At 59.4% G+C, this 14,176-nt stretch carries 10 protein-coding genes; 6 read left to right on the top strand and 4 right to left on the bottom strand.

From position 1 onward, the window contains the following. Positions 1-4: 4 nt before the first annotated feature. Positions 5-1,162 carry a Gfo/Idh/MocA family protein gene (locus ACYJRZ_RS06345; RefSeq protein WP_459457214.1) on the bottom strand — a complete coding sequence of 386 codons (1,158 nt, stop codon included), beginning with the start codon at positions 1,160-1,162 and terminating at the stop codon, positions 5-7. 204 nt (positions 1,163-1,366) lie between these two features. Then, complete coding sequence (locus ACYJRZ_RS06340) at positions 1,367-1,699, bottom strand: hypothetical protein (RefSeq protein ID WP_459457212.1); 333 nt, start codon at positions 1,697-1,699, stop codon at positions 1,367-1,369. A 260-nt stretch (positions 1,700-1,959) separates the two neighbouring features. Between ACYJRZ_RS06340 and ACYJRZ_RS06335 the strand changes: the two genes are divergently transcribed. Beyond that, positions 1,960-2,808, top strand: a complete 849-nt coding sequence (locus ACYJRZ_RS06335) for a glycosyltransferase family 25 protein (protein ID WP_459457210.1) — start codon at positions 1,960-1,962, stop codon at positions 2,806-2,808. Between the two features lie 27 nt (positions 2,809-2,835). Here ACYJRZ_RS06335 and ACYJRZ_RS06330 read toward each other — a convergent pair whose 3' ends face one another. Together ACYJRZ_RS06330 and ACYJRZ_RS06325 are read right to left on the bottom strand one after the other, a co-directional pair. Then, on the bottom strand, positions 2,836-4,818 hold the full coding sequence (locus tag ACYJRZ_RS06330; RefSeq protein ID WP_459457208.1) for a polysaccharide biosynthesis protein: 1,983 nt from the start codon (positions 4,816-4,818) through the stop codon (positions 2,836-2,838). 215 nt (positions 4,819-5,033) lie between these two features. Further along, entirely contained in the window at positions 5,034-6,692 is a 1,659-nt protein-coding gene (locus ACYJRZ_RS06325) for a GumC family protein (RefSeq protein ID WP_459457206.1), read from the bottom strand. A gap of 194 nt (positions 6,693-6,886) precedes the next feature. On the opposite strand from ACYJRZ_RS06325, the gene ACYJRZ_RS06320 reads away from it, so the two are divergent. From ACYJRZ_RS06320 to ACYJRZ_RS06300, 5 genes are all read left to right on the top strand, one after another. Next, on the top strand, positions 6,887-7,966 hold the full coding sequence (locus tag ACYJRZ_RS06320; protein WP_459457204.1) for a glycoside hydrolase family 5 protein: 1,080 nt from the start codon (positions 6,887-6,889) through the stop codon (positions 7,964-7,966). A gap of 88 nt (positions 7,967-8,054) precedes the next feature. Next, positions 8,055-9,290: a hypothetical protein gene (locus ACYJRZ_RS06315; protein WP_459457202.1), complete on the top strand. Its 1,236-nt coding sequence runs from the start codon at positions 8,055-8,057 to the stop codon at positions 9,288-9,290. A 154-nt stretch (positions 9,291-9,444) separates the two neighbouring features. After that, positions 9,445-10,329, top strand: a complete 885-nt coding sequence (purU, locus tag ACYJRZ_RS06310) for a formyltetrahydrofolate deformylase (RefSeq protein ID WP_459457200.1) — start codon at positions 9,445-9,447, stop codon at positions 10,327-10,329. Between the two features lie 99 nt (positions 10,330-10,428). Further along, positions 10,429-10,980 (top strand): hypothetical protein, encoded by a 552-nt coding sequence (locus ACYJRZ_RS06305; protein WP_459457198.1) that lies wholly within the window; start codon positions 10,429-10,431, stop codon positions 10,978-10,980. A gap of 135 nt (positions 10,981-11,115) precedes the next feature. Then, a complete protein-coding gene (locus tag ACYJRZ_RS06300; RefSeq protein ID WP_459457196.1) occupies positions 11,116-14,043 on the top strand; it encodes an aminotransferase in 2,928 nt (975 codons plus the stop codon). Positions 14,044-14,176 lie beyond the last annotated feature (133 nt).

Raw genomic sequence — 14,176 nt, 5'->3', positions numbered from 1 at the left:
CTCCCTAGGCGGCTCTTGAATGAAGCGCTTCGTCGAACTCGTCCCATATCGGTCGGAGATCGACGACGGCCCTCTTCATGCGCGCCTCGTCCATCGAAAGCGCCAGAATGCCGGCTTCCAGCGCATTCTGGGTCGACACCGGCAGGTGCAGGCCCGTCTTGACGTGCGCGATGATATCGGCGGCCATCTGTTCATCGGCGCCGTAATGCTGCGAGAGCGTGGTGGCCGCATAGGTGTTTTCGATCACCTTGTTGCCGGTCAGCATCTCGTGGACGTTCAAATAGCCGCGGATGAAATCACCTTCGGCCATGCCACGCGAGCCCATGATGGCAAAGCGGCGAAACTGATCCGGGACGTTCAGATTGGTGTGGAAGTTCATGCCGACGCCATTGGCATATTCGACGATTGCCACCTGGTAATCGATGATGTCGCCGTCGCTGTCGAAGACCTTGTCCGATCCCATCCAGCCGCTCGGCTTGCGATGGAAGAGTTCGAGATCGTTAATACCTTCCCGTGCCGGGTCGTTTTCCGGAATGAAACTCTTGCGGCCCCCGAAGCTTGCCACCCGCTCCGGCCGCGCGCCGACCACACCATTGTATAGATCGAGGTCGTGGCAGCATTTCTCCAGCATGAAGCTGCCGGAATAATGTTCGTAACGGCGCCAGTCACGCATGAAGAAAGCGCCGTGATAGGGCTCGATATGCTCCGCCGCCTCGATGGAAACGACATGGCCGAGTTTTCCCTCGGCCTGGGCGGTCAGGAGATCGCGGTACATCGGCGAATAGCGCAGGACGAGACCGACATTTAGGCGCTCATGACCGAATTTCGCCATCAGGCGGGCCAGCTCGATACTGTCCTTGATCGTGGTGACGATCGGCTTTTCGCAGAATATCTTGAGTCCAGCTTCGAGGCCGATGCGAATATGATCGAGATGCATGTGGTTCGGAGAGCCGATCATCAGGAGATCGATTTTCTCGTTGGCAATCAGCTCCTGAGGCGTCGCATAGGCCTTCCCGGCAGATATGCCTCGTTCGGTCAAACCGGGCAGGCCCGCCGGCGCCGGATCGACATAGCCAGCAATCTCGAAGCTCTCATCGATCGCCTTGAAGACATAGCCAAGGTAGCCCAGGCGGAATCCCAGCCCAATGATTCCAACGCGCATGCTTTTGAGTTCCCATTACGTAATTTATTTTCGTAAGCTTGGGACAAATTTTCGCATTCGTCAACGACGTTCGCGCATTTTACGAGAAACATGAAATTTATTTTCAGAATGGCAAAACTTGCGCGACATTGGCGCGCTAGCCACGCTCGCCTTGATTGCGATGGTGCTCAACGCTGCTGCTTAAATCGGCAGAGTGCCTGTGGCTTATCTATCCGGGCCGTTATACTGCCAATATTGGTAGTTGGGTTTTCTGGTGCTGCTGGAAACGACGCCATTCTGCTCGCAAACGTAACCGAGGCGTGGCAGGCCACGGTAGAATGGGCCCTCGTGAAAATAATCTGCGTACACGGTGGCTGTGCGGCATTGAAACTTCTCGTCAGCAGCCATTTTTGGCGCAGTAACTCCCGGAAGATCCTTGTAAGGATAGACGGGAGCGACATATGGGTTGGGCAGGAGCGGATTGTCGGCAAGGGCGACCACCGGCATCAAGGCTGCAAGGGACATAGCAGCAATGGCGATTTTCGATTTGACCCACATGAACTGCAACGCTCCTTTGCACCTGCGAGCGCAACGATCATACGCCGCATGCAATAGATATAATGGGGCCGCAGTCATGCGCCAACGGGTTCCGCGACCAAAATCGCGCGTAAGCGGCGGTTTTCATCCAGCCGCGGCCGGCCATTCACGCTACGTTACACCAAACAAAATGCTTTTATCTGCAAATACAACACAGACGTGCCGCCGCAGTTTGCGACAAGTGATAAGCATGTTATATAGTGTGGAAATTGTCATCTTAGTTGCTGTCGCCACGATTTCTGTTTGCAGGAGTAATAGTCATTCTCGAACAGATTAATCGTCTCCCTCCCTTCCTCGATCCCGGAACCGCTGATGATATCGCTCAGCAGGTTTCTATCTATGTCATCAATCTCGATCGCTCGCGTGATCGCTGGGAACGGCTGTGCAAACAGGCGGTCGAATACGATCTGCATCTTACCCGCATTCCCGCCGTAGATGGCCGCATCGTCGCTGACGCCGACCGAGTCGATTTCCACCCCCCTTCATTCACGTATCACAACGGCCGCAAGCTCCTGCCGGGAGAATACGGATGTTATCGCAGCCATCTCATCGCCCTTGAGCAATTTGTCGCCAGCGGCGACAGGATGGCGATCATCATGGAAGATGACGTCGAGCTCAACGAGAGGCTGATACCGCGCGCGATCGCGGCGATGGACGGCGCCAAGGGCGCCCGTCTCGTCAAACTCGTCAACCATCGTCTCGTCGGTTTCAAACCGATCCACGAAACCAGCGAGAATGACGTTGTCGGCCGTTGCATGCATGGTCCGCAGGGATCAGCTGCCTGTTACATCGTCAACCGCAAGGCCGCCAAAAAGCTGCTGATGACGCTGAAGCCCATGCTTCTTCCCTATGACGTCGCCCTGGAACGCGGCTGGTCCACCGGCGTCGCGACGTTCACGACACTGGAAAATCTCGTCGATTTCAGCCCCCACCGCGCCGATACCACGATCGGCAAGCGCGTGCATTACCGCGCCGTAAAGCGCCATCCCCTCTTGCGGCTGACGGCACATTGGTTCCGCACCTGCGATCAGGTGCGGCGCTGGTACTACGCCATTGCGGTGAAACGGTAGCTGCCGGTGTCGCGGCAGGACACGCGTCTATAGCTGTACGACGTTATCAAGGTTCGGCTGGTCGACCGTCAGATCCGCCTCACGCTCGCGATAGACGAGATCGACCACTTCGCTGCTCGGCGTATAGCCGGAAACGAGATTTTGCAGCATGGTTCTGGCCAAGGGAATATCGTTTTCATCCAACGCCGCCTCAAGTGCAGCAAGCCGCTTCAACAGCTCCGGCCAAGGCAGGAAATCCTCCTTGGCCTGCATGATGCGCGGATGACTGGTCGGCTGCGGATTATCGCCGATCAACAGCTCTTCATAGAGCTTCTCACCTGGCCGTAGGCCGGTAATTTCCAACTCAATATCGCCGTCAGGCTCGTTTTGGTTCCGCACGGTCAAACCGGACAGTTCCACCATGCGACGCGCCAGATCGGCAATGCGCACCGGTTCGCCCATGTCGAGCAGAAACACGTCGCCGCCGCCCGACATCGCGCCCGCCTGGATCACAAGCTGCGATGCCTCGGGAATGGTCATGAAATAACGGGTGATATCGGGATGCGTGAGCGTGATCGGCCCACCATCGCGGATCTGCTGGCGAAAGAGGGGCACGACGGAACCGGAGGAGCCGAGCACGTTGCCGAAGCGCACCATGGCGAAATTGGTGCTATCGGCACCGGGCTTGCGATCGGCATCCATCGCCTGTAGCACCATTTCCGCCAGCCGCTTGCTCGCACCCATGATGTTGGTCGGACGCACGGCCTTGTCGGTACTGATAAGAACGAAATTTTCGACGCCATGTTCGCGCGCAGCCTCGGCCGCTATCTGCGTTCCCTGCACATTGTTACGGATGCCTTCGGCGGGATTGTATTCGACGAGCGGCACATGCTTGTAGGCGGCGGCATGATAAACGGTCTTCGGCCGCCAGGCCCGCATGATCTGCCTCATCCGCTGGCCATCCCGCACAGACGCCAGGAAGGGAATGATACGTATATCGGCATAGCCGGCGGAGGCGGCCGTCCTCTCCAGCTCGCCATGGATGGCATAGAGGGCGAATTCGCTCTGCTCGATCAACAGCAGGGCGGTCGGGCCGTTCTTCAAAATCTGGCGGCAGAGCTCGCTGCCGATCGAACCGCCGGCGCCGGTGACCATGACGACCTTATCACGAATATTCTTCTCGATCAGACCGCGGTCGGGAGCGATCACGTTACGGCCAAGCAGGTCTTCGATGTCAAGCTCGCGCAGATCGGAAACCGCGACGCGGCCCTGCGCAAGCGCTGTCAGATCTGGCATAGTCCGCACCGTGACGCGAGCCTTGCGCATATCCTCGAGGATTTCGTTGCGCCGCTGCCGTGTGGCATTCGGCAGGGCGAGCAATACGCCTTTGATCTCGCCCGAGACCACGAGCGCCGGCAGATCGGCAGGATCGTAGATCGGCAGTCCGCCCATGATGCTGCCATGCAGATTGCGATCGTCGTCAAGATAGCCGACGACGTTTAGCTCCGCGCTATTGGCAAGGGCGCCTGCAAGCTGCCGCCCTGACGCGCCGGCGCCGTAGATCAACACTTTTCCGAGCTGATTGCGGTTGAGAAGGCGCTGATAGGCGTTGCCGAGCCAGTAGCGCGTCCACATGCGCGATAGGCCGATCGCGATCAGCAGCAGCAAGGGCTGCAATATGCCGACGGTGCGGGGTACGCCCGGCACGCTGATGGCGGTAAAAATCGTCATGAAGGCCAGCGCATAAATCGCCACCGCCTTGACGACCGTGACGAAGGCCGAAAGACCGGCATAGCGGAAGATCGCGCGATAGAGGCCTAGCACGATGAAGATCGGAATGGCGAGCAGAAGCGAGACGATGGCCGGCAGCCACTCGACGCCTTCGAGGATGACCCAATCGTCGAGGCGAAGACAATAGGCGAACCAGACCGTCAGCACGCACAGGCTGGCGTCGACCAGCAAGGCAAGCGCGCGCTTGGTAGAGCGCGGCAAGGCCAGAAACGGCAGGACGAGTTTATCCGCGGGCACCATCGGTCAGCTTTCCCTGGCGCCAGTCGTCGGAGCAGCGCACCGCTTTTCTCGCATAGATTGTCTCACAAAATACCATACACCACCTAATGACCGGATTGCGCTTCTATTAGCAAGATCCAATCATCCGCAGCGCCGATTTACATTTAGAACAGTCGGCGCGCAATTGCATCCTCAACGCTGAAAAAGCCAGTGACAGGAAAAGATGGGATCGGCGGTTACTTGCCGAAATAGCTGCGGATAACGGGATGCCGGAACAGACCGAGGAGAACAGCAAACGCCATGCCGAGACCGGCACCGAAGATCGCTCCGGCGATAAGACCGGCCACCATCATTACCTTGCGGCTCGGCCCATCGGCCTTTAGCGGCGCTTCCGCCTCGGAGATCACCCGGATGTTGCTCTGCGAGAGATCGTGGGCATCGCTCGCCTGCCCGGATCGTTTCAGAAGCGATTCATAGAGATCGCGGGCCGCGGTCGCCTTACGCTGCAACTCGTTCAGGCCGACAAGTTTGCTTGATGTATTGACCTGTGAGGCCTTTTGCACGGCGAGTTCCTTGGCGACATCCTGTTCGGCTTTCTGCGCCTGCTCGTAATCTGCACGGGCCGAGGTCATCTGCCGCTGCAGCTCCGCGCGGATTTCCGCGGCGAGGCTATCCAGCGATGACTTCGCGGCAAGCAGGCGCGGGTGGCGGGCGCCGAGCTGGCTCTGGAGGCTGCCGACATTGGCGGCCATCGTCGCATATTGCTGCCGCAGGCTGCTCAATGCGGTCGACGTCACCCCCGCTGAAGGATTGTTGGAGACGACCTCCTCGAAGCTCAGCTTTCCGGCTGCATCGGCTCGAGCTTTCGCCTCGATCGTCTTCTGCTGGCTGGTGATGAGCAGGTCGTTCAGCGCAGTCAGGCGCTTGTCGGAAATCAGATTGCCCTCGACGGCGACCATATCGTTGTCGGCGCGGTAGGCCTCGACAGCCTTCTCGGCTGAAAGCACCTGCTGGCGCAGATCTTCGAGGCGGCTGTCCAGCGCCGTATTGCTGCTCTTGTAGCTGTTCGACGCCGCCTTGCTCTCCTCGGCCAAAAAGGAGGTCACGAGCTGATTGGCGATCGCGGCCGATTTCTGCGGATCGCTCGTCGTCACTTTCGCAGTCACGACATAGGTGCTGGATTCGCGGGCGATCAGGATGGCTTTTGCCAAGGCGGCCGTGGCCACATATTTTGCCGCCTCGCCGGTGGCGCCGCCATTGAATTTCGGGTCCTGATCGAGTTTCAGCGCATCGACGACGCGACCAAGCACCTTGCCGGAAGACAGGATTTGCGTCTGGCTTTCGATCATCGTCGTGATCAATTCCGGTGGCGTCGGCGCCTGCTGAGCGGAATCAGAGCCTCCGACGGGGCGGGGGTCGAAGTAGAGGCTGGTTTCAGCCGTGAATTTCTGCGGAATAAGGGGAATGACTGCGCCGCCCAGCAGGGCGCCGGCACTCGCCAGGGCAAGAACCACAAACTTCTTCGCCCAGATCGAAGCGATGGCCGATCGAAGATCGAGCAACGGCAACTTTGCCGTCGATGCCGTCGAAGCAGCGGCAGCCATCGGCGAAGCAGCAACCAGCTCGACGGTCGGCGTCGCCGCAGCAACAACGGGCGGCGCAACCGCCTGCTCCTCTACATCGGATCGCTTCGACGGGCTTTGCGGAACAGCGGCAGCCGCGACGGGAGCCTCAAGCTTTTCGGAGTATGCTACGGGTTCGGCTGCGACAACGAAATCCCGAGGACGCAAGACAGGACTGCGCAGGCGCACGCCATCGCGCCGTCCATCAGACGGCTCGGTGTCGCGCCAACCCGCAAGTCGGTCCGATCGCTGGCTTCGTTCCATTGAGCTCATTACAGACTTTCAGTGCTTCGCAGGCGGATTCCACGCAGCAGACGCGCGAAGTCTAGAAAGGTTTGGCTAACGGAACATTAAGGACGCTTCCAGGAAATCGCGCCGCGGGCATCGACGCAACCCATCCTTTCATCATTGCTCAACACCATAGTTCCTATGAAAAGCCATAGCCGCACGGAAGACAGGGGCATGCTATGACCGCATCGACGACGAAATCTCTGCGACGCCTGCTGGCGGCTGCCGTTATGCTCGCCTTTACGACTGATGCCGGAGGCGCATTTGCCGCCGCGCAACTCTGTTATCGCGGCGTCAATCTCTCCGGAGCGGAATATGGCGAACGCGGCGGGGTCATCAATGTCAATTACACCTATCCGTCCGAACAGACCGTGCGCTACTTTGCCGAAAAGGGCATGAACACGATCCGCCTTCCCTTTCGCTGGGAACGGCTGCAGCCGGTGCTCGGGGCCTCGTTTGACGGTGACGAGCTGAAGCGCTTGAAGGATGCCGTCGACCTCATCCAGAAGCACGGAATGTCCGTCGTTCTCGATCCCCATAATTACGCCTATTACGACAAGATCCAGCTCAAGCAGCCTCCAGCGACGGATCTGGCATTCGGCGATTTCTGGGCGCGGCTTGCGGTGGAGTTCTCCAACCGTAAGGGCGTGGCCTTCGGCCTGATGAATGAGCCGCACGATATCAAGACTCCCGACTGGCTCGAACTTGCCAATACCGCGATCCGCAGCATCCGCACCGTCGGCGCACGCAATCTCATTCTCGTGCCGGGCACGAACTGGACGGGCGCGCATAGCTGGTCCGCCGATGTGCTTGGCGGCGGTGCAAACGGCACGGTCATGCTCGGCGTCAAGGATCCGCTCGATTTCTACGCCTTTGAATTTCACCAATATCTGGATTCCGACAGTTCCGGCACGCACCCGGTCTGCGATGGCACCGACAAAGCCGTAAAGGGCATGAACGACGTCACCGACTGGCTGCGCAAGAACGGCAAACGTGGATTTCTGGGCGAATTCGGCGTCGCCGCCAATGATGGTTGCCTCGACGGTCTCAAGCAGGTTCTCGACATCATGAACGCCAACGGCGACATTTGGCTCGGTTGGACCTATTGGGCTGCCGGCGACTGGTGGCCGCCGGAGGAGCCGCTTAATGTCCAGCCACGCAACGGCCGCGACAAACCGCAGATGAGAGTCCTCGCCGAGGGGCTTAATCGAAAAGTGTCGCTGCCGGCCTCATGTGCGCTGGTCAAGCCTGCGAAATGACCCAAGACGGGCAGCCGGCCCTTTGTCGCGAATCATCGGCCTGATATGCTGCCGCCGCCAGTGAAGAGGTTACCACTCCGGATATCTGATGCAACGTTCAGGCGAAAAGCAGCCGATCAATTTCGTCATTCTCACGATTTCGCTGCTGGCGGTCTGCTATAACTGCATCCTTGCCTTCATCAATCACAATATCACACAGCTGACGCCGAGCTCCGTCGTGCTGTCCGAAGTGCTATTGCAGGTCGCCGCCTTCACCTACCTGCTGACGAAAGGCATATATGAGGAGGACATAGCACCGCTTCTCTATCTGCTGTTGACCATCGTGCTGACGATCTTCGTCATGGCCATCAACAAGCAGGCCTACATCGATCACCTCCGCAACGTGATGATCATCTTCGCTTTTTCCATCATGGGGCGGCTGGCCAACGAGCGCACCGTCAAGCTTGCCTTCAAGATTTCATGCTTCATCGTGCTTGCCGTGCTTGTCCTGGAAATCGTGTCGGTCAAGCAATATGTCGCGCTATTTCATCCGGCTGAATATTTCCAGAATACGCGCGGCGTGCCGCCGGCGACCTATAGCGATCTCGGCCTGTTTCGCGGCGCGCTCGGCTTCGAGGGCCGGTTTTCCTTCGGCCTCATCGACCATCGATCGTCCTCCATCTTCCTGGAGCAGGTCTCGCTTGCCAATTTCTGCGGCGTGATGGTGCTGTATCTGATCAGCTTTTCCAATCGTCTCGGGTTGCTGGACCGACTGCTGTTTTTCTCGACGGTCGTGTTGATCCTGCTCACGAATGACACACGCACGATGCTGATCTTCAGCCTTATCTGCGTGGCCGGCTATTTCATCTATCCCTGGCTCCCGAAGACGCTCGACCTGCTGACAATGCCGGGGATCATCGTAGTCGGCTTCGTCATTCACGCGCTCGAGCCTAGCGTGACGGGCGATAATTTCGTCGGGCGCATCAATGGAACGGTCAAAGCCTTCCTCGGCATGGAACTGCAGAGCACGATCGGCCTGCAGCTCGATCAGGTCGGCATCTTTTTCGACAGCGGATATGTCTACATCATCTATGGCGCCACCATCTTCGGCCTGATCCTGTTCTGGCTCTACGCCTCGCTCTATCCGGGCGGCGAAACGGTCAATCAGCGACGTCTCGGCCATGCGCTTTCCCTTTTCCTCTTCCTCAATCTGATGATCGGCTCGACGGCCATCTTCTCGATGAAGACGGCCGGGCTCGTCTGGCTTCTTGTGGGATTCCTGAAATTCAACGAGGGGAGTCTGGCGAAACGGCCGCAAGAGCTTTCGCTGGCAACCAACAGCTGAGGCGGGGATGCGCCGTTCGAAGGCGCAACGGGAACGGCTTTTTGCCCGTCATCCTGCCTAAATATCCGTCGAAACATGGCTGGGGGGAGGTATTTCCCAGACCTCCGATTTCATCTAAGCAGGCGGACATCCTCGGGATAGAAGAGATAAAGACATGACGAGCTATGTATTGACAGTGACGTGCAAATCGACGCGTGGGATCGTTGCGGCGATCTCGAACTATCTGGCCGAGCAGGGCTGCAACATCGTCGATTCCAGCCAGTTCGACGATCTCGATACCGGCAAGTTCTTCATGCGCGTCTCCTTCATTTCCGAGGAAGGTGTCGGCGGACCGGCGCTTGCCGGAGGCTTCAAGCCGATCGCCGAAAAGTTCGCCATGGATGCGGAGATCCATGATGCCAAGAAGCGCATGAAGGTGCTGCTCATGGTCTCGCGCTTCGGCCATTGCCTGAACGACCTGCTCTATCGCTGGAAGATCGGCGCGCTGCCGATCGACATCGTCGGCGTCGTCTCCAACCATTTCGACTACCAGAAAGTGGTCGTCAATCACGACATCCCCTTCCACCACATCAAGGTGACGAAGGACAACAAGCCGCAGGCCGAAGCCCAGCTTTTGGAACTGGTCGAGCAGACCGGCACCGAACTTGTCGTACTGGCCCGCTACATGCAAGTTCTGTCGGATGCTCTCTGCCGGAAGATGTCGGGCCGCATCATCAACATCCACCATTCCTTCCTGCCGTCCTTCAAGGGAGCGAACCCCTATAAGCAGGCCTATGAGCGCGGGGTGAAGCTGATCGGGGCGACGGCGCATTACGTCACCGCCGATCTCGACGAAGGTCCGATCATCGAGCAGGACACGGCGCGCATCACGCATGCGCAGTCTGCCGAGGATTATGTCTCGATCGGCCGCGATGTGGAGAGCCAGGTGCTGGCCCGCGCCATCCATGCGCATATCCACTATCGCACTTTCCTCAACGGCAACCGCACCGTCGTCTTCCCGGCAAGCCCGGGCTCCTATGCCTCCGAGCGCATGGGGTGAGGCGCGAGCGCGCGATTTCGGCTGGCTTCTTTCCCTTTTCGCTCCGACACGCGATTTGATATCACCGGTATCGAATCGCCCGGAGATCGAGGAGAGGACATGTCATTCTACCGCACTGGAACGCTGCTGCTTGTGGCGTTCCTATTATCTGCGCCGGCATCCCATGCCGAAACGGCGGAACAGGACCCTTCCAAGATCGACCTCGCCAAGCTGATCGAATGCACGACCTATGACGTGCCGAGCTACAATAACTTTGCCCTATGGCTGACCGGGCCGGATAGCGTGGCAGCTATGAAGCAGCTCGGTCTCAGCGAGCTGCCGTCGGACAATCCCTTTCTGCGCGAATTCCAGCTTTCGTCGCCTGTGACCGTCTTCGGGCGACAAACGAACAGGATCGTCTTCGCCTCCACGGGGCCGCTTGCGGTGCTCGACGAGGCAGACCCGCATTCACTCGCCAAGCAGCTTGGCGTGATAGCTTCGGTCGACCAGCCGAATAAGTTTCTTGGCGAGAAGGTCGTCCTATCACAGAAGGATCAGCAGGAAAATTCGGATACCGTGCTGGAAACGCGCATCTCGCTCAACGTCTCCACTGTCAATACTCATCCGGACAAGACGCTGGCCGGCTGCAGCTATTCCATCGAGGTCGAATAGGCTTTGACGCCTAGCCGGCTGCATTCCGTGGCCTATCTTCCTCCCCATCGCTCGACAGCCCTATCTGCTTTGGGTAATTTTCTTTAATATGGAATGGTTTAGTGTCGATGCAAATGAACCATCCGGGGGGATGCCATGGCCGACGCCACGCTCGTGAACCGCATGCAACTGCCGAGACCGGACGTGACGCCGGACGAGGCGGCTGAAATCCTGCGGACGCACTACGGCCTGAGCGGAACGCTGACCGAACTTGGCAGCCAGCAGGACCGCAACTACCGCATCGATGCCGGCGATAACGCCTATGTGCTGAAGATTTGCCGGGCGGAATACGAACTGGTCGAGCTCGAGGCGCAGAATGCCGCAATCCGCCACCTGCACGCCAAGCCGGATGCGCCGCGCGTGCCTGAAGTCGTGCCATCTCTGAACGGCCGCGACATTCTCACCGTTACTATCCGCGAACAGGATTATCTCGTTCGGCTGCTCGGCTTTCTTCCGGGTCAGACGCTGACACGTCGCAGGCATCTGCCGCCTGCCGCAGCCGCCGGGCTCGGCGCGCTTTCTGCCCGGCTTGCCCGAGACCTTGCCGATTTCGACCACCCCGGTCTTCATCGAAACCTGCAATGGGACCTGCGGCGCGCCGGACCGGTCGCTGTACAGCTGCTCTCGGCCATTACAGACCACGAGGCACGCGATCGCATCGCCAAGGCAATGGTCGCAGCCGTCAAGCGCATCCAGCCGCTTGCGAGCCAGTTACGCGTGCAGCCCGTGCATCACGATGTCACCGACGACAATGTCGTCAGCCATCCGGATGCGCATGGACAGCTCGTCCCCGATGGCGTCATCGATTTCGGCGATATCATTCAGGGCTGGCTAGTGGGCGATCTCGCCGTTACCTGCGCGTCATTGCTGCACCATGCGGACGGCAATCCTTTCTATATCCTTCCCGCCATCAAGGCCTATCATGCGGTCTATCCGTTGACAGAAGCGGAGGCCAAGGCGCTTTGGCCGCTGATCGTCGCGCGCGCCGTCATCCTTGCCGCCAGCGGCGAACAACAGCTCGCCATCGATCCCGACAACGACTATGTGCGCGGCAATCGCGATTTCGAACGCGAGATTTTCGATGTCGCGACCGGCGCGCAGCCGGATGTGATGGAAGCGGCGATCCTCAAGGCGATCGACTTCGATGTCGCGCCGATCGCGACCGACGGCTGGACGCCAATGCTGCCGGACATCGACCCGTCGCAGATTGCCGCGGTCGATCTTTCCGTCACTGGCCCCGACTTTACCGACGGCAACTGGCAGAAGCCGGATATGGACTGGCGACTGCTTGCCCAGGCGGCAATCGTCTCCGGGGCCGCGGCAACACGCTACGGTGAATTCCGCCTCTCGCTTGCCGCGCCGCTCGACATGGCGCCGCCGCAGAATTTCGCCCTGCATTGCGATATCTGCCTGCCGGCCGGCGCGACCGTTTCGGCTCCCTTCCCTGGCCTTCTGCAGCGGCAGGGCCAGCATTTCGTGCTGGTCGGGGACGACGTGAGCGTCCATCTCGACGGCATCGAGAGTGCTCTGGAGGACGGAGCGGCGGTCGAGCAGGGCGCTACGATCGGAACGATCGGCAGCGAGGGCTCGGCGATCGGAGGCTTGCGCATCCAGCTTTGCCGCGTGCGGGACCTCGTGCCGCCGCTCTTTGCGACAGTGGATCAGGCGGAGGGCTGGTCAGCTATCTCCCCCTCGCCTGTTGCTCTCTTAAATCCCGCATGCGAAGCGCCGCGGCCGGATGCGTTCGCGCTGCTGTCATTGCGCAACGCCCGCTTCGCCAAGCCGCAGAAGCATTATTATGATGCCCCGCCACAGATCGAGCGCGGCTGGCGTGAATTCCTGTTCGACACGCAGGGACGCTGCTATCTCGACATGGTCAACAACGTCACGACGCTCGGCCATGCCCATCCGCGCCTGACGGCAGCGATTGCCCAGCAGTGGTCGCGACTCAATACCAACTCCCGCTTCCACTATACCGCCGTCGCGGAATTCTCCGAGCGGCTGGCAGCGCTGGCCCCGGAAGGGCTAGACAGCGTCTTCCTTGTCAATAGCGGCTCAGAAGCCAACGATCTCGCGATCCGCCTTACGTGGGCGCACACAGGCAAGAGGAACATGCTTTGCCTGTTGGAGGCCTACCACGGCTGGACTGTTGCGAGCGATGCCGTCTCCACTTCGATTGCCGACAATCTGCAGGCGCTGACGACACGGCCGGACTGGGTGCACCCCGTCCTGTCTCCCAATACCTATCGCGGCCCGTTCCGAGGCCCGGACTCGGCGATCGATTATCTCAACGATGTCACGGCTAAATTGCAGGCTATCGATGACAAGGGAGATGGGCTTGCCGGTTTCATTGCCGAACCGGTCTATGGCAACGCCGGCGGCATCGCGCTGCCGCATGGCTATCTTGCTGGGATCTATGATGCGGTACGCCAGCGCGGCGGCCTTTGCATAGCCGACGAAGTGCAGGTTGGCTATGGCCGGCTCGGCGAGCATTTCTGGGGCTTCGAAACCCAGGGCGTCGTGCCCGATATCATCACCATCGCCAAGGGCATGGGCAACGGTCATCCGCTCGGCGCCGTCATCACCCGGCGCGAGATCGCCGAATCGCTGGAAAAGGAAGGCTATTTCTTCTCTTCCGCCGGCGGCAGCCCTGTCAGCTGCATCGCCGGCCTCACCGTTCTCGATATCCTTAGGGATGAGAACCTGCAGGAAAACGCTCGCGTCGTCGGCGAGAGGCTGAAGGTCGGGCTGATCGCTCTCATGGATCGCTTCCCGCTGATTGGCGCCGTACATGGCATGGGGCTTTATCTCGGCGTCGAATTCGTGCGCGACCGCGAAAGCCTGACGCCGGCCACCGAAGAGACGGCTACCATCTGCGAGCGCCTGCTCGATCTCGGCGTCATCATGCAGCCGACTGGCGATCACTTGAATGTGTTGAAGATCAAGCCGCCGCTTTGCCTTACACCCGAGAGCGCCGATTTCTTCGTGAAAGCCCTTGGAAAGGTGCTGGAAGATGGATTTTGACGATCCCGGCGCGCCGTTAACCATTAAGGTGTTTTAGCGGCGCGTGAATTTTAATGCTCTGGGGCATTGTCGAATCTTGCGGCAACTCCTATCTCTGTCCCGGTGATCGGCGAGCCTTACCGGCACAGGTGGC

The sequence above is a fragment of the Rhizobium sp. No.120 genome (genome assembly GCF_054558365.1).
The sequence above is the reverse complement of the archived record's forward strand: the minus strand, read 5'-3'. Positions and strand labels throughout refer to the sequence as shown.

Coding starts and splice junctions, on each gene's coding strand:
- ACYJRZ_RS06345 (WP_459457214.1), bottom strand. CDS start 1,162: ATGCGCGTTGGAATCATTGGGCTGGGATTCCGCCTGGGCTACCTTGGC.
- ACYJRZ_RS06340 (WP_459457212.1), bottom strand. CDS start 1,699: ATGTGGGTCAAATCGAAAATCGCCATTGCTGCTATGTCCCTTGCAGCC.
- ACYJRZ_RS06330 (WP_459457208.1), bottom strand. CDS start 4,818: ATGGTGCCCGCGGATAAACTCGTCCTGCCGTTTCTGGCCTTGCCGCGC.
- ACYJRZ_RS06325 (WP_459457206.1), bottom strand. CDS start 6,692: ATGAGCTCAATGGAACGAAGCCAGCGATCGGACCGACTTGCGGGTTGG.
- ACYJRZ_RS06320 (WP_459457204.1), top strand. CDS start 6,887: ATGACCGCATCGACGACGAAATCTCTGCGACGCCTGCTGGCGGCTGCC.
- ACYJRZ_RS06315 (WP_459457202.1), top strand. CDS start 8,055: ATGCAACGTTCAGGCGAAAAGCAGCCGATCAATTTCGTCATTCTCACG.
- purU (WP_459457200.1), top strand. CDS start 9,445: ATGACGAGCTATGTATTGACAGTGACGTGCAAATCGACGCGTGGGATC.
- ACYJRZ_RS06305 (WP_459457198.1), top strand. CDS start 10,429: ATGTCATTCTACCGCACTGGAACGCTGCTGCTTGTGGCGTTCCTATTA.
- ACYJRZ_RS06300 (WP_459457196.1), top strand. CDS start 11,116: ATGGCCGACGCCACGCTCGTGAACCGCATGCAACTGCCGAGACCGGAC.